Below are 16,458 nucleotides of genomic sequence, written 5' to 3'. Positions count from 1 at the left end.
ACATTTCATCTAGTTAGTGGGGGAGAATTTCATGGCATGGGATTTATTTAGCATCATTGGTACAATTGCCTTTGCTTTAAGCGGAGCAATCATCGCGATGGAAGAAGAATATGATATTTTTGGGGTTTATATTTTAGGGATGGCAACCGCCTTCGGAGGAGGCGCAATGCGCAATTTATTAATCGGTTATCCAATTGTTTCGTTTTGGCAACAAGATATGCTATTTCAAATTGCACTATTATCAATAACTATTATCTTCTTATTTCCAAATAAACTTATTAAACATTGGAAACGCTGGGAAAATATCACCGATGCAATTGGTTTATCTGCTTTTGCAATTCAAGGTGCACTATATGCACAAAAACTAAACTTACCAATTAGCGCAACGATTGTAGCATCTGTGTTAACAGGAATCGGGGGTGGTATTATCCGTGATTTATTAGCACGCCGAAAACCACTTGTACTACAATCAGAGATTTATGCACTTTGGACAATTTTAGCCGGATTGTTAATTGGTGCTAAAATTGTTGCGAGTGACTCAGCATTGTATATTTTATTCGTTCTTATCGTATGTTTCCGTATGATTTCTATCTATTACAAATGGCATTTGCCACATCGTAGTGTAGAAAAGATTGAACATTTCAGTGATAGATAAACAAATGAACCCTTTACTTTTTTTGTAAAGGGTTTTTCTACTTTCCCCTATCCTAATCAAAAAAACATTCCACTTAATCCTCCTTATCATCATTAGTAACGAAAAATACCACTCATGAAAGTATTATTTTATTGCATGTTTTTTGCACATATCCGTAAATACTATTCCATAAAGAGAGGTGAGACAAATGACAAAGCACGTGAATAAAGGCGCGCAAAGAAGTTCCGTAGATCAATTTGGACATGATGTAAATTCCGCATACGAAAAAAGCAAAAAAATGGAGCGCTATCACAAGGCATATCAACAAAAAGCAAAAGAAGAACAGGGGTGAGGTAAAATGGCAAAAGGAAATAACAAACGTAATCGTGGACAAAGCAGCAGCGTTAATCCACAAGGACTCGCTTCAGATGTAGCAGATCAAAGTCCAAAAAGCCAATTAGAACAACGCGCAAAAACAAAGAATACGAAATAAAACACGAAGCATTACGCTTCGTGTTTTATTATAAACAATTTATGAACTGTGCGTTTCTTCTTCAAGTGTTAAATCACTACTAGAAATTGTTATTAAATCATATTTATCGTACGTTTCTTCCTGAAGCAGCCTCATCGCTTGTGTACGAATAGACTTTTCCACAATATTACGAACGTAACGCCCATTGCTAAAAGACGTAACCTGAGATGAATATTTTACTGCATTTAAATGATCGCGAAGATTCCACTCTGCCTCTTTTGATAATTGATACTCCCGTTCATCGTACATCCGTTTCCCTATCTCTAATAGTTGATTGACGGTGTAATCCGAAAACTCAATAATGAAAGGAAAACGAGATTGCAAACCAGGGTTTAGTGATAGAAAATGGTTCATCTCACGTGAATACCCTGCTAAAATGAGCACAAAAGCATGTTGCTTATCTTCCATGTGTTTAACGAGCGTATCAATTGCCTCCTTTCCAAAATCTTTTTCACCACCACGTGCAAGCGAATAAGCTTCATCAATAAACAAAATCCCCCCCATTGCTTTTCGAATGAGGTCACGCGTTTTTTGTGCAGTATGCCCAATATATTCACCGACTAAGTCCGCTCGTTCCGCTTCAACTAAATGCCCTTTTGACAACACATTCATCTCAAATAATAATTTCCCAATCATCCTAGCAACAGTTGTTTTCCCCGTTCCTGGATTACCTTTAAATAACATATGAAGAACTTGTTTCTCTGATTTCAAACCCATTTCTTGCCGCTTTTTATTTACATAAATCCATGCATAAATTTCTTTTATAATTTTTTTGATTTCCTGCATTCCAACAAGCTTGCTCATTTCTTCTTCAATTCGCTGCAACATTTCATGTTTTGTAACAGTTTCAGTTGAGAGATTTTGCTTTTGTTCTGTAGAAGAAACAGAAACCTTCTTTCGGTGATTCAGCACAATGTTAATTTGGTTATTATTCTTCTTTCGCATCGACTGTTCCATACAATCACCTCATTTTTATCATTTCACTGACGAATATTGTCAACATTTGCGCTTTCCCAAGAAATAAACATTTTCTGAAAATTTTTGTTATAATATAAGAAAACTAGGGAGGTGGGACTATGTCAACAAAAGAAATTAATGATACAGTACAAGCTTTCTCTGCTTATTTATTAAACAAGGGACGAAAACCTTCAACTATTAAACGATACGTCTACGACATCGAGGATTTTGTTCATTGGTTACAAAAAAACAAAAAAGTTTCTTCTAATAATATATGGGAGACTCTTTGTCCAAAAGACTATGAAGATTATTTTTCGGACTTAAAAATAAAACGGCATTACTCCGAAAAAACAATGCACCGTGTTTTCATTGTGTTAAATCGACTGTATCATTTTTTAAACTTGCCTAGCCCACTAAAAGACATGGACCTTATCATACAGCCAGATCGTACATTGCGAGATGAAGATTTCATTTCGCCACAAGAAGAACAGCGTTTAAAATATATTTTAACTTCTTTAGAAGGACTGTCAGATAAACAACGACCTGTACGTCCATTACTCATGGATCGAAACGTATGCATTATTATGCTTCTGCTCGATTACGGTTTATCGTTACAAGAACTTGTCTCATTGAATATGCAGCATGTCCATTTTGAAAATAATACATTATCTATTCCCGCCGTCTCTGGAATAGAACGAGTCATTTCATTAACTGAAGAAGATAAAAAAAAGCTATATCATTACTATAAAAAAATTCCCGAGCCAGTACGCCCAAAATACCATAGCTCGGATCCATTATTTGTAGCCTTTGATTTTAATCGAAATACATTCCGTTGGGTATATGAAAATGACGCTCCAAAAGCATTAACAGAAATTTCCGTACAAAAAATGATTCGACTTGAAGTAGCACGCGCAGGATTGCGCAAAGGTATCTCTGGTCAGCATTTACGCAATACATTTATTTTACGACTCATTCAACACCACATTCCTGAACAGGAAATTATAAAACGTATTGGTTTCAAGTCAAAGATTTCATTAAAAAGATATTATAACTATGCAAAGCAAAAAGAGAACGCCTCGTAATAGGCGTTTTCTTTATTTTTAAAGAGATTTCCACCAGTAAGAAGTGCCCAGGCTTAGCTGGGCACGCAAATAAAAAAGAGCGAATGATTCGCTCTTTTTGCTATGTACAATTCTTTACTATTCTAATTCGATTGAAACGTTCTTTTGTGGAACAAATGTAGAAATCGCATGTTTATAAATAAGCTGTTGCTTACCTTCTGTTTCCAACAATACAGTGAAATTATCAAATCCTTTAATTAAACCACGAAGTTGGAAGCCATTTAATAAGTACAGCGTGACAAACGTATTCTCTTTACGGAGTTGGTTTAAAAATTGATCTTGAATATTGATTGATTGCTTCATGTCGAATCCTCCTCTTTTTCTCTACTACTTATTATTCGACTTAAGTTGTAGCTTTCCTTCTGTGTACTGTAAAATTTCTCGAAATTTTTCACCACTTGTAACATCAAACCACTCAACATCCATTTTATTACGGAACCAAGTTAATTGTCGTTTTGCATAGCGGCGAGAATTCGTTTTTAAAGCGATTACCGCTTCTTCTAACGAAGTTTTCCCATCAAAATATTCATACAGTTCTTTATAACCAATCGCTTGAATAGATTGACAATCCCGAATTTCTTCTTCATACAAGCGCTTAACTTCATCTAATAAACCTTGCTCCATCATAATGTCTACACGTAAATTAATGCGACTATATAATAAATCTCGATCCATTGTTAGACCAATTAAAGCAACGTCATATAACAATTCATTTTCTTGTTGTTCTAATTGATCACTCATTTTTTGCCCTGTTGTATGAAAAATTTCTAAAGCACGAATGACACGTCTTACATTGTTTGGATGAATACGCTTTGCGCTTATTGGATCAACCTCTCCCAGCTTTCCATGTATATACTCTACACCATGTTCCTCTGCTAATTGTTCTAACTGTTTACGGTACGCATGATCTCCCGGCTCATCAGAAAACTGGTAATCATATAACACGGATTGTACATATAAACCTGTTCCACCAACAATTATAGGTAGTTTACCACGATTTGTAATATCTTCTATATGACCGCGTACAAGTTCTTGAAACTCAGCAACAGAAAAGGAATCTTCTGGATTTTTTATATCAATCATATAATGCGGAATTCCGTCCATCTCTTCTTCCGTAACTTTCGCCGTACCTATATCCATATTACGATAGATTTGCATTGAATCGCCGCTTATAATTTCCCCATTTAACGCTTTTGCCAATTCAATGCTAAGCTTTGTTTTTCCAACTGCAGTTGGTCCAATAATAACAACAACTTTGTCCTGTTTTTCTGTTCCCATACACTTCAACTCTCTTTATGTAACGTTATACATCTGATTATTATACCCAATCTTACCAATTTTAATAGCCAAAATGCAAGTTATCTTATTACGGTAATTGAAATTACAAATATATTTGTTAAAAAATATAATCTATTTTACATGTTTTGTCCAACCGCTTCATATACATAGTAAAAACAAAAATGGAGATGATACTATGAAAGTTGGACAAGCTACTATTGATTTCCGCTCATTAATAGAAGATTTAATTTTAGCAACAGCAACAAATGAAATAGATCGCTCCCAGGAAGAGGTATACTTTGCACTAAATTGTTTACTCCGCTCATTTCATATACTACTTACAAATGAAGAAACAGACACAATGAATACCGAATATATCCAAACTCAGTTTTGCACCGCATATAACATTTTGACAGGACGAACAATATATCCATTCTAAATAATCCTCCATCTTCATCTAATTGTTTAATGAGTTCGCTTACGAATGTTTTTAAGAGGCTTGTAAATTCATCGTGTGCCCTTTTATCACTTCACTTTACAATAAATACTCCATTAACAGTTGCTATATAAATCCATTTTAATTTTTCAACATCTTTGTCTAACTCCAGCGGCTAGAACAGTCGGTGGCTTCGCGTCTTCCGCCGAGGCAAAAAGCGCCTCTATGTCAGAAGCTCCATCCCCCTCTTATTCTGAGCGAGCCGCTTCCGCTTTTCTTTATAAGTCGCTGCTATGCGGAATACAACATGATCTGCACTTGCTTTCTCCTTTTGTTTTAAACCTTGCATGTGGCAGAAAAAGGCACTGACCGCTTCTATGCATAGCCAGACGCTCTCGTCCTCCCCTAAAAAGAAAGGGGTTTTGATGTCATTTTTTTAACTTGTATATATAGTTTGGTGAGAATATTAACAAATAAAAAACACCTCTTTATTAAAGAAGTGTTTTTGTTTCGTTATAATGATGCTTGATAAATTGCTACAACATCTTGTTTATTTAATTTTTTAAACTGTCCAAACTCACCATATGCCATTGCCTTTTCTGCCATAATATCAATTTGGTCTTCATCAATTTTGTAATCAGCTAAACGAGCCGGCGCTCCAATAGATTTCCAAAATTGACGCAATGCTTCAATTCCTTCTAATGCTATGTCAACATCAGTTTTCCCTTCTGTTTGAACATGAAATACTCGAATCGCAAATTGTTTAAAACGATCTACATTTTCATGTAAAACATGTTTCATCCAATTTGGGAATAAAATTGCTAAGCCACCGCCATGCGGAATATCATACACTGCCGAAACAGCATGCTCAATGTTATGCGTTGCCCAGTCCCCGCTTACGCCCATCGCCAAAATACCATTTAACGCCATTGTACCGCAATATAAAATCGTTTCACGATGCTCATAACTTTCTAAATCATGCAGCAAATTCGGAGCTGTCTCAATAACCGTTTGTAAAATTGATTCACAGTAGCGGTCCTGCAATGCCGTATTTGTACCTTGGTGAAAATATTGCTCGAGTACATGCGACATAATATCAACAATACCGTAAATTGTTTGGTTACGCGGTACAGATATTGTGTGGTTCGGATCTAAAATAGAAAATTGCGGAAATGTTACTGGACTCCCCCAGCCATATTTCTCATTTGTTTCCCAATTTGTAATAACTGAACCTGCATTCATTTCAGAACCTGTTGCAGCTAGAGTTAATACTGTTCCAAAAGGTAACGCTTCTTTTGCGATAGCTTTTTTCGTAACAAGATCCCACGCATCTCCATCATACTTACTACCAGCGGCAATAGCTTTTGTGCAATCTATTACACTTCCACCGCCCACAGCTAAAACAAACTCGATATCATTTTCTTTACAAATTTGAATCCCTTTGTTTACTGTCGATAAACGCGGGTTAGGTTCCACTCCACTTAACTCAAAAATTTCTGCATCTATTTCTTTTAACATAGATATCACGTTATCGTAAATTCCATTTTGTTTAATACTTCCACCGCCATATACGAGTAACACCTTTTTCCCGTATTGAGGTATTTCTAATTTCAATTGTTCTAATTGTCCTTTTCCAAAAATAAGCTTTGTTGGATTACGAAACATAAAATTTTGCATACACTTCATCCTTTCTAGATAAAAGTAACTATACTTTTGTATATCATATATTTAGTTTTTTATAAAAAAATATGCTTATACAAAAAAAGAATCTCAGCTAAAACTGAGACTCTTTTAATAATAAGGTGAAATCATTAAGTATACGATAACTCCAGAAAGACTTACATATAACCAGATTGGCATCGTCCAACGTACAATTTTACGATGACGAGTCAATTGATTTGTAAATCCATATACTAAAGAAAATAATGCAAGCGGCACAATAATAGCAGCAAGGAAAATATGCGTAATTAAAATAAAGAAATATACATATTTAATGATTCCTTCTCCACCAAAATGCGTTGCTGGCGCTAAATAATGATACGTTAAATACGAAACACAAAATATTAATGTTGTTGTAAATGCGGCAAGAATAAATCCTCTATGTAGCTTTACATTCTTTTTAATAATCGAGAACAACGCTGCTAGTAAAAACACGAATGTAAAACTATTACAAATCGCATTGACAAGTGGCAAAATTGTTACATCAAAATGCACTTCTCCTTTGTATCCAACTGGTCCAAAAAACAAAAATAAAATAATCGCATTGACGATCACAGAAAGCGTTATTACAACAGGAGCATAGCTCTTCTGTTTCACAGAACGATCAGTCAAATTACTCACTCCCTCATTTTTCTTAAAATATACAGTAGCTTCATTATTTTAACATATTATCAATATTGTAAATGTGACAAATGTTTGAATAATTATATAACGTAAAACTCCCATCAGCGCTGTTCTTATCGATATTTAAATGAAAAGATAAAAAATCCTCCTTAAGTCTTTTACCACTTAAGAAGGATTGTATCGTTTCACACTAAAAATTTCAAACTATAACACTCACATTAGTTTTTATTAAGAAACATATCGCTATATGCTTGAAGAATCTCAGTTAATTGAAAACCAATCAGAGACATTGCTGTTAATGAAAAGAAACCAATTAATACGAAACGAATCCACATACGAATCTCCTCCTTGTATCATTCATTTAAAATTCAGATGACAAATTGGATGATAGTGGTCGTCTCCTTCTTTTTTCTTTACAACAGCGGTAATATAACGAATAAAGAGCATAATAATTATAGGGAAATATACATGCTTCAAGTTTGTCTGTCTTAGTGATATTTCTCCTTGTATGTCGGACGGGGACGTTAAAGAAAAATTAGCACTATTCATTTTCCCATATAAAAATAGGAATTGAATACATAATACAATACTTACAATTGACATGATATCTTCCCAATCAGTCGTATACAAAAAATTATATATATCTAGCACATATTCCTCCAACGTTACCCCTCCTTTCTTTTTTTATTATTTTCCTAATATTCGTATAAAAAGTCAAGAAAAATATTTTATATACACTGTGGTAATATTGATTACATATAATGGAATCTCCTAATTGATCCATCTTCACCTGTACCTCTTATTGTTATTTACATCTACTTTATCCAAGTTATAACAAGAATATTTTCAGTCCAAGGCCGCATTACCCAAAGTTTTTTCTGTCCCATCGGTAGGAAAGATCCTCCAATCATTATTCCTTCAAAACAATCCCCATCAAAAACAATTCAACCAACTCTTTGTAAAATATTATCTTTTGTAGAATCTGCATTTTTTTCGACTCAAGTAAAATATACATATGATTTATTGTCTTCATTTCCAGAAAAGATGCCTTCTCGTGAAGGATTTAGTCTTATTTCTCAAGCTTATTCTCCTGGAAAATTAGCTCCCGTTCAATTAGTAATTGATACAAAAGGAAAAGAAGTAGCTATCGAATCTGAATTGAAGAAAAATACGAAAATTGGTGCAATCTCTCAACCACAAAGCGGAAAAATACATGAAAATTTAAAAGTATATCATGTGAATTTTGCTATTAATCCATATTCGCCTGAAGCAATGAACGAAATTCCTAAATTTCACAAAGCAGCTGAAGACGCTTTAATGAAAACTGGTATAACAGACGTACATTCGAGAGTTTGGATTGCCGGTCAAACTGCTACTCAATATGACACAATGATAACAAGCAATAAAGATTCAAGCCTAATCATCCCGATTATCATTGGTCTTATCTCGCTATTACTCGTTGTATACTTACGCTCTATTACAGCTATGCTGTATTTAATGGCTACTGTTATACTATCATTTGCTTCAGCTCTAGGACTCGGGTGGTTAATTATTCATCATATAATGGGAGCAGAAGCAATTCAAGGCGCTATCCCTCTGTACTCCTTTGTATTTTTAGTTGCTCTTGGTGAAGATTACAACATCTTTATGATCTCAAGAATTTGGAAAAAAAGAAAAACAATGCCACTAAAACAAGCAATTCGAGAGGGGGTTCAAGAAACAAGTCGTGTTATTACCTCAGCAGGTGTAATACTCGCTGTTACCTTTGCCGTACTTGCTACCTTACCAATTCAAGTACTTGTACAATTTGGGCTAATCACTGCATTAGGTGTGTTAATGGATACCTTCATCGTTCGTCCTTTCTTAGTACCTGCTATCACTGCTTTACTTGGGCGATTTGCATTTTGGCCAAGTAAAATACAAATTGCAGAAGAACAAACAAACCAAATTGATTCATAAAAATAAGGTCATAGTGTATACACTATGACCTTATTTTCTTACTATTTAAAGCCAAACTATATAAATAATAGTAAACAGTATCTCTATTATTTATGGGTGAAATATAAAACGTAGCGCCCGACTTAAAACAGTCGGTACTACAGATCCATGATTTTCTCCCTCAGCCTCACGAAACGAGAATCGTAATCTGCTATGCCGCATCTTGTATAATCGATCAGATAACGCATTTACATCTTGAACCATATGATCTTTTTCTAATGACCCCACTGTAAGAAATACACCAATCTCAGAATCTATTTTATTTAATTCATTTATAAAATTAGATTCTTTTTCTAAAACGGATTGATTATTCCACCAAATAGAAGGGCTGCTTATAAAGTATGTTTGAAATGCATGTATGTTTGTAAATAAGACATGTAAAGCAAATAACCCACCTAACGAATGGCCGAATAATGTTTGTCTCTTTGTATCAATCGGAAAATATTTAGTAAGCTCAGGTTTTAGCTCTTCTTGAATAAACTCTAAAAAATGATTCGCTCCCCCTGTTACCGGCCACGGTTTACCATCTGGTTTTGGCGGCAAAATAAGAGATGATGCTGGAGGAGTGAAATCATAAAATCGATATGTAGAAGAAAAACTTTCTTTTATTTGATAGCCAATTCCAACAATAATTGCTGGTACAATTCCTGTTTTTTCAGATCTAACTGCTTGGATGCGCACAGCTTCTTCAAACGTTTGAAAAAAAGCATTCCCATCTAATACATAAATAATAGGATAACCTGAAGGTGGTTCTGGCTGTTTCGGCTTTGCTATATAAATTTGATACTGACGATTTTCTCTTTTCGAATACATCATCCATTGCTCTGTGTTAGAAATTACGACATTTTGTGTCTCTGGTACAGGCTGCATTGTCGCCCTCCTCTTACATGTTTAATTTGTTGCATAAACTTTTGCACATCCTTCTTGTAATGCACTATCATACCCAAAGCACACCGGAGCACCATTATAAGGATCTATCATTACCCTTGCATCAATATGAAACACACGTTTCAATACTTCATTTGTAATGATTTCTAATGGGCTCCCAATCTTAATGATTTCCCCTGCTTTCATCGTAATGATTTCATGTGAAAAACGTGCTGCATGATTAATATCATGTAAAACCATAACAACTGTACATTTATGTTCTTGGTTCAATCGTTCAACAATTTGCAGTACTTCTAGCTGATGAGCCATATCAAGATAAGTTGTTGGTTCATCTAATAGTAAAACTTCCGTTTCTTGTGCTAAAGCCATTGCTAGCCATACTTTTTGTCTTTGTCCTCCTGATAAATTTCCAATTTGACGGTTGCGAAAAGGAGTGGTATTTGTAATTTCCATTGCCCATTCAATCATTTCTTTATCTTTTGATAATAATTTATTCACATTATTACGATGCGGATATCGTCCGTAAGAAATAAGCTCTTCTACTTTTAATTCTGATGGAGCAATTGGATTTTGTGGTAATAACGCAAGTTGCTTCGCAATTTGTTTTGTTGAAATGGTATGTAAATCTTGTCCTTGCAAGTAGACCTTTCCACTTTTCTGCTTTAAAATTCGCCCCATTGTTTTTAGTAGCGTAGATTTCCCGCATCCATTTGGCCCAATAATCGTCGTCACTTTTCCTTCTTGTATTTCTACATTTAAATCACGAAATACCGTAAGCTTTTCATAGCTCGTTTCTAAATTTTCTGTACTTAAAACACTCACTCATCTTCACTCCTTTTACGCTTTCGCTTTAAATAACAAATATAGAAAATACGGTACACCAATGATAGAAATGACAATTCCAACCGGTAACTCTATTGGTGCGAAAACAGTCTTTGCAATAAAATCAGAAACAATAACAAGTAACATACCAATCACACCACATATCGGAATAACTTGATTATGATGAATTCCAACGAGACGTTTTGCAATATGCGGTGCCATCAGCCCAGCAAATCCAATACTTCCAGAAACAGAAACGCAAGCACTCACTATCCCAATACCGCTTAATAATAAAATGGATTTCTCTTTTTCGACTGAAATTCCGAGACTTTTTATACTCGTCTCTTCTAGTTGAAACATATCGAGTAAATATGCTTTCCTTTGTATAATAGGCACTAAAATAATTAACCATGGTAACATCGCAATAATATATTTCCAATTTGCATTATATATGCTCCCTGAGACCCAAACTGCTGCCATTTCAAAATCAGTAGCTTTCATTTTCAAAGATAAATATACAGAGAAAGAACTAAGACCGTAACCAATTGCTATTCCTGTTAATAATAGGCGTTGTGAATCTAATCTTCCGCCTTTCCAAGAAAACATATAAATTAAGATTGCAGAACCAAGTCCCCCGGCCAAGCCAAATAACGGCAGAAGCATAATAGAAAACCAGTCTGTACTCTTGATTTGTCCTTGAAAGAAAAACATAAAGACAACAATAGCCGCCCCTGCACCCGCATTAATTCCTAAAATACCTGGATCTGCCAATCCGTTTCGTGTAACTCCCTGAATAGCAGCTCCCGCAACGCCAAGACCAAACCCTACTAACGCCGCAATTACTATTCTGGGAAGCCTAAAATCAAATATAACTAAATCATGTTCAGGCACAGGATTTATTCGAAATATCGTCCGAATTATATCCATAACTGTCATATCAAATGTACCATTCGTTAAACTAATATAAATGGCAACTATAACTAAAAACAGGATTACACTAAATGTGACCATATAACACTGCCATGAATCTCTATGCATGTTTCTCTCCTCCTCTTGTTCGAATTAAATAAAGGAAGAAAGGAACTCCAATCAATGAAGTAACGACCCCTATTGGTGTTTCAAATGGATAATTTACAAATCTACTCAATACATCACATAAAGCGAGAAAAACTCCGCCTATTATACCAGCACACGGTATAATCCACCTATAGTCTACTCCAATTAAAAAACGAGTAATATGAGGGATGATTAATCCTACAAAACCCACCTTTCCAACTACAGCTACAGCAGTACCTGTTAAACAAACAACAGATAGGATTGCAGCAACTTTCACAAGTTTTGTACGTTGGCCCAAATTAATCGAAACCTCTTCTCCTAACGAGAGAATTGTAATAGATTTTGAAATCACAAGTGCCAAAACAATACCAATAACACCAAATGGAATAGATAATTTTAATATCTTCGGATCGATTTGATCCAACTTCGCATTGTACCAAAAACTAACATTTTGAGAAAGTTGGAAATAAGATGCAATTGCTATTGCCGTACTATTTAAAAATGTTCCTATAACAGTTCCTATAATAGCTAAACGAACCGGCGATAATCCATTTCGAAGCAATGAACCAAATCCAAAAACAATTCCCGCTCCTAATGCCGAACCAAGCATAGAATATAGAATCATATTCACTGAAGACATCCCTGGAATAAATACCATACAAATCGTAATAACAAACACTGACCCCTCTGTCACACCCATAATAGAAGGGGATGCAAGATAGTTTCTTGTCATCCCCTGCATAAGTGCTCCTGATATGGCCAAAAATGCTCCTACTAATAACGCACCAATTGCTCTCGGTAAACGAGATGTAATAATAATATTATGATTTACATTTCCTGAATCAAAATGGAATAGCGCATTCCAAGCTGTTTCAAAAGTAATATTTTTTGCTCCATACAATATGGATAACATAATCGTTAATAAAATTAACACAGGTGCCAAACATAAAATCATCATTGGTACTGCATTCATTTTCCGCATATCATTCAACGCACCTTACTATTTATTTAGATAAGTTTTTTTCTGCAGCTTTTAAGAAAGCTGTTTTACTCCAAGCTGTACCGCCTTGTGCCATCGGATCAACAGCGTTTACGAATACTTTTTTATCTTTTACAGCGTTAATACTTTGCCAAATTGGATTGCTTTGTAAATCTTCTAGCGTTTTCGGATTATCTTTATTTTCGCTTCCTTCAAATTGAACAAAGATATAATCCGGATTCATTTCTGCAAACTTTTCTAAAGCAATTTTTTCTTGCTTTTTAACTGCTTTAATCGCTTCAGGAGCCGTTAAGCCTAAATCTTTATAAATTACTGGATTGAAATAAACATCTTCTGGATACAGATTAATGCTTCCTTCTCTCAATCTTATTACAACAACTTTTTTATCTTTTAATTTATCTGCTACTTTTTCTTTCGTTTTCGCAGCATCCGCTTTATAATCTTTTATAATTTTTTCCGCTTTATCTTTTTTACTAGTTAGCTCACCCATTAATTTTAGGTTATCTTCCCAATGTGTTGAAATATGAGAAACAGGGAATGTTGGTGCTACTTTTGTAAATTTTTCCGCTGTCTCTGCTGGGAATTTAGAACTAGATGTAATAACATCTGGCTTTAATTTAAGTAGTGTTTCAAAATTCGGCTGCATTTTTTCACCAATAGATTCTGCACCTTTTAAATCTTTAGCTAAATAGTCAGGTATTTTCCCACCTACTGTAATTGCAGCTACTGGTTTCACTCCAAGTATGGCTGCATCTTCCATTGATTCTAAACTAGCTGTTGCAATTTTTGTTACTTTTGCAGGTACTGTATATTCTTTACCAAGGTATGTGATTTTCTGTTTTTCATCTTTCTTTGCTGTAGCTTCTACACTTTCCGTTTTCTTCTCACTTGAGCTTTTTTCTGCACTATTACATGCAGCAAGACCTAAACTTAATACTGTAACCATTCCTAGTGTAAATAACTTTTTGTTCATATTAAAAAGTGCTCCTTTCAAAAATAAAAATTTATAACTTTGTCAATCTAATAAAATAGTATTCTTATCTATGTATTGCAGTACAATTCGCCAATATTGACACGCACATTCTTCACTTTACCTATTAAACATATTATCTTTTAATCCCCCTTAACCATCAATAGTGATAATGATAATTATTATCACTATTGATTATATGCATAGACTAAAATTATTTCAAGAATAATTTGCAAAGTTTTAACAAAAAATAGAAAATAATAGTTAGAAATCCATATTCCTCATAAATCTTTTTCTTTTACACCTACTAATTTTTGAACAACGAACCCTATAAAAGAGGTAAGATAAAATGGAAGTCTCACTTTATGGCGAGTTCTTTATCCATTACACTCTAAAAAATTAATACGGATTTATATAAATAATTCTATATAATCCAAAACCCCGAATAGGAACACTATTCGGGGTTTTGTCTTTTAAGCTTTTTCTTCAAATAATCGTGCAATTTCAATAATAACTTGAACGGCTTTTTCCATATTATCTACAGATACATATTCAAATTTACCGTGGTAGTTTTCCCCACCAGTAAAAATATTTGGTGTCGGTAAACCCATATACGATAACTGCGAACCGTCAGTTCCTCCGCGAATTGGTTGAATATTTGGTTCGATATCAAGATTTTTCATTGCTTCATATGCAATATCAACAATTTCTTTCACCGGTTCAATTTTTTCAAGCATATTGTAATACTGATCATTCATCTCAAGAATAATATTTTCTGTACCATACTTCTCTTGCATCTGTTTTGTAATGGCTGTTATTCTCTCTTTTCGAGCATGAAAATTTTCGCGGTCAAAATCACGAATAATGTAAGTAGATTGACTTCGCTCCACATCACCATTTATAGAAATAAGGTGATAGAATCCTTCGTATCCCTCTGTATATTCCGGTGCTTCTTCTACCGGTAGTTGCCCGTGAAATTCCACCGCGAGCTTATTGGCATTTACCATCTTATTTTTAGCTGTTCCAGGATGAGTACTATTCCCTTTAAAAGTGAGCTTGGCACCAGCAGCATTAAAGCTTTCATATTCTAATCCACCTAGCGGACCTCCATCCATTGTATACGCAAATGAAGCCCCAAAAGTTTCTACATCAAAATGAGATGGACCGCGGCCAATTTCTTCATCAGGTGTAAATGCTACTCTAATTTTCCCATGTTTAATTTGTGGTTTATGTAATAAATAATTCATTGCTGTCATAATTTCTGCAATGCCCGCTTTATCATCTGCACCAAGGAGCGTTGTTCCATCGGTTGTAATTAATGTATGACCTTGATAAGATGGGAGCTCTGGAAATAATTCTGGTGTTAATACAACACCTAGCTCCTTATTTAACGTAATTGCCTTCCCATCAAAATTTTCATGAATTTGCGGCTTAACATTCTTCCCTGTAAAATCCGTAGCTGTATCCAAATGAGCTAAAAATCCAATTACAGGAACCTGCTTGTCCGTATTTGGAGGAAGCGTCGCCATCACGTAGCCATTCTTATCCATCGTTACTTCCGATAATCCAATTGCTTTCAGCTCTTCTACTAGTTGCTTCGCAAATTCAATTTGGCCAGGCGTTGATGGTACAGTATGACTTTCTGCATCAGATTGTGTATCCACCTTAACATATCTTGTAAAACGTTCGATAATTTCTTTTTTCATACTACCTCACTCCTTTTTATCTATCTTTATTTATTATAAGCCTTTGTTACTTTTCTTTACAGTTAAAGGTTCGTAATACTATTACGAACCTTCTTTTTATATCACCATAATTATTATTTAATTTAACAATTTAACTGGCGCTGTGTAAATTGTGTCAATTGAACCGTCAACATTTGTGACTTCAATTTTCACACGGAACGTGCCTGTTTCCGAAATTGATTCGCCATTGCCTGTTGAAACGATAATTTCTTCATTTGTCCCAGCTGGTAACATAGAACCCCAGTTGAAATCAGCATCATAATAACCCCAACCAGTTGCGTATTGCTTTTCGATAGAAGCTTTGTAATGTACATCATAAGCTTTATCATTGGTAGTTTTTACGATGATATTTTGCCCCATATGGTGTTCCGTAGCATGTAATTGAATCGTGAAATTGTTCACCGTTTCGCTAGGACCACAGATGTAACGACAGTTTTCATCTGCATGTGCTTTTAGTGTTTCTAAATTCATCACCGTTAAACCGCCTAAAGCTAAAGTTCCTGCTAATAATACTTTACCAAATGTTTTCACTTGAAATTCCCCCTAAGTATATTCTCAATTCGTTCGGTAGATGTCACATTAAGTAGTTTTATAACATTAATCTAATCGAACGATTTTTTTGCCTCGAGTGCATTCGCTATTAATCTTTCATCTTATAGTAATCTAATCTCCACATAA

The 16,458-nt window shown here is 34.7% G+C and carries 19 protein-coding genes; 6 read left to right on the top strand and 13 right to left on the bottom strand.

What is annotated here, in order from left to right; genetic code table 11:
* The first annotated feature begins 31 nt into the window (after positions 1-31).
* From WAZ07_RS16135 to WAZ07_RS16125, 3 genes are all read left to right on the top strand, one after another.
* Positions 32-655 (top strand): trimeric intracellular cation channel family protein, encoded by a 624-nt coding sequence (locus WAZ07_RS16135; protein ID WP_336473269.1) that lies wholly within the window; start codon positions 32-34, stop codon positions 653-655.
* A gap of 187 nt (positions 656-842) precedes the next feature.
* Positions 843-986, top strand: a complete 144-nt coding sequence (locus tag WAZ07_RS16130; RefSeq protein ID WP_336473268.1) for a hypothetical protein — start codon at positions 843-845, stop codon at positions 984-986.
* 6 nt (positions 987-992) lie between these two features.
* Positions 993-1,127 (top strand): hypothetical protein, encoded by a 135-nt coding sequence (locus tag WAZ07_RS16125; protein WP_272188028.1) that lies wholly within the window; start codon positions 993-995, stop codon positions 1,125-1,127.
* A gap of 39 nt (positions 1,128-1,166) precedes the next feature.
* Here WAZ07_RS16125 and spoVK read toward each other — a convergent pair whose 3' ends face one another.
* Positions 1,167-2,123 (bottom strand): stage V sporulation protein K, encoded by a 957-nt coding sequence (spoVK, locus tag WAZ07_RS16120; protein ID WP_090912937.1) that lies wholly within the window; start codon positions 2,121-2,123, stop codon positions 1,167-1,169.
* Between the two features lie 119 nt (positions 2,124-2,242).
* Here spoVK and WAZ07_RS16115 point away from each other — a divergent pair, with 119 nt between their 5' ends.
* On the top strand, positions 2,243-3,205 hold the full coding sequence (locus WAZ07_RS16115; RefSeq protein WP_336473267.1) for a tyrosine-type recombinase/integrase: 963 nt from the start codon (positions 2,243-2,245) through the stop codon (positions 3,203-3,205).
* Positions 3,206-3,322: 117 nt separating this feature from the next.
* Here the strand turns inward: WAZ07_RS16115 and hfq are convergent, their stop codons facing one another.
* Together hfq and miaA are read right to left on the bottom strand one after the other, a co-directional pair.
* The gene (gene hfq, locus WAZ07_RS16110; protein WP_000813896.1) at positions 3,323-3,547 is read right to left on the bottom strand and encodes an RNA chaperone Hfq; all 225 of its coding nucleotides are present in this window, start codon (positions 3,545-3,547) and stop codon (positions 3,323-3,325) included.
* 24 nt (positions 3,548-3,571) lie between these two features.
* Positions 3,572-4,522: a tRNA (adenosine(37)-N6)-dimethylallyltransferase MiaA gene (gene miaA / locus WAZ07_RS16105; RefSeq protein ID WP_336473266.1), complete on the bottom strand. Its 951-nt coding sequence runs from the start codon at positions 4,520-4,522 to the stop codon at positions 3,572-3,574.
* 196 nt (positions 4,523-4,718) lie between these two features.
* On the opposite strand from miaA, the gene WAZ07_RS16100 reads away from it, so the two are divergent.
* Entirely contained in the window at positions 4,719-4,961 is a 243-nt protein-coding gene (locus WAZ07_RS16100; RefSeq protein ID WP_090912932.1) for a hypothetical protein, read from the top strand.
* Between the two features lie 510 nt (positions 4,962-5,471).
* Here the strand turns inward: WAZ07_RS16100 and WAZ07_RS16095 are convergent.
* From WAZ07_RS16095 to WAZ07_RS16085, 3 genes are all read right to left on the bottom strand, one after another.
* Entirely contained in the window at positions 5,472-6,635 is a 1,164-nt protein-coding gene (locus tag WAZ07_RS16095) for an iron-containing alcohol dehydrogenase (protein ID WP_336473265.1), read from the bottom strand.
* A gap of 114 nt (positions 6,636-6,749) precedes the next feature.
* Positions 6,750-7,289 carry a DUF420 domain-containing protein gene (locus WAZ07_RS16090; RefSeq protein ID WP_090912928.1) on the bottom strand — a complete coding sequence of 180 codons (540 nt, stop codon included), beginning with the start codon at positions 7,287-7,289 and terminating at the stop codon, positions 6,750-6,752.
* Positions 7,290-7,658: 369 nt separating this feature from the next.
* On the bottom strand, positions 7,659-7,964 hold the full coding sequence (locus tag WAZ07_RS16085) for a hypothetical protein (RefSeq protein WP_336473264.1): 306 nt from the start codon (positions 7,962-7,964) through the stop codon (positions 7,659-7,661).
* Between the two features lie 381 nt (positions 7,965-8,345).
* Here WAZ07_RS16085 and WAZ07_RS16080 point away from each other — a divergent pair, with 381 nt between their 5' ends.
* On the top strand, positions 8,346-9,260 hold the full coding sequence (locus WAZ07_RS16080; protein WP_413788900.1) for an MMPL family transporter: 915 nt from the start codon (positions 8,346-8,348) through the stop codon (positions 9,258-9,260).
* 90 nt (positions 9,261-9,350) lie between these two features.
* Here the strand turns inward: WAZ07_RS16080 and WAZ07_RS16075 are convergent, their stop codons facing one another.
* The 7 genes from WAZ07_RS16075 to WAZ07_RS16045 form a co-directional block, all read right to left on the bottom strand.
* On the bottom strand, positions 9,351-10,169 hold the full coding sequence (locus WAZ07_RS16075) for an alpha/beta hydrolase (RefSeq protein WP_336473263.1): 819 nt from the start codon (positions 10,167-10,169) through the stop codon (positions 9,351-9,353).
* A gap of 21 nt (positions 10,170-10,190) precedes the next feature.
* Complete coding sequence (locus tag WAZ07_RS16070) at positions 10,191-11,009, bottom strand: ABC transporter ATP-binding protein (protein WP_336473262.1); 819 nt, start codon at positions 11,007-11,009, stop codon at positions 10,191-10,193.
* A gap of 15 nt (positions 11,010-11,024) precedes the next feature.
* Entirely contained in the window at positions 11,025-12,047 is a 1,023-nt protein-coding gene (locus WAZ07_RS16065; protein ID WP_336473261.1) for a FecCD family ABC transporter permease, read from the bottom strand.
* Positions 12,040-13,047 (bottom strand): FecCD family ABC transporter permease, encoded by a 1,008-nt coding sequence (locus tag WAZ07_RS16060; protein WP_336473260.1) that lies wholly within the window; start codon positions 13,045-13,047, stop codon positions 12,040-12,042. Before WAZ07_RS16060 ends, WAZ07_RS16065 begins: the two co-directional genes overlap by 8 nt.
* 22 nt (positions 13,048-13,069) lie before the next feature.
* Positions 13,070-14,038 (bottom strand): iron-hydroxamate ABC transporter substrate-binding protein, encoded by a 969-nt coding sequence (locus WAZ07_RS16055; protein ID WP_336473259.1) that lies wholly within the window; start codon positions 14,036-14,038, stop codon positions 13,070-13,072.
* A 470-nt stretch (positions 14,039-14,508) separates the two neighbouring features.
* On the bottom strand, positions 14,509-15,741 hold the full coding sequence (gene pepT, locus WAZ07_RS16050) for a peptidase T (RefSeq protein ID WP_336473258.1): 1,233 nt from the start codon (positions 15,739-15,741) through the stop codon (positions 14,509-14,511).
* A gap of 117 nt (positions 15,742-15,858) precedes the next feature.
* A complete protein-coding gene (locus WAZ07_RS16045; protein ID WP_336473257.1) occupies positions 15,859-16,311 on the bottom strand; it encodes a hypothetical protein in 453 nt (150 codons plus the stop codon).
* Positions 16,312-16,458: the final 147 nt, after the last annotated feature.

Origin of the sequence: Bacillus bruguierae, from assembly GCF_037104725.1 — a bacterium.
In the GTDB taxonomy this organism is placed as follows: Bacteria; Bacillota; Bacilli; order Bacillales; family Bacillaceae_G; genus Bacillus_A; species Bacillus_A bruguierae.
The sequence above is the reverse complement of the archived record's forward strand: the minus strand, read 5'-3'. Positions and strand labels throughout refer to the sequence as shown.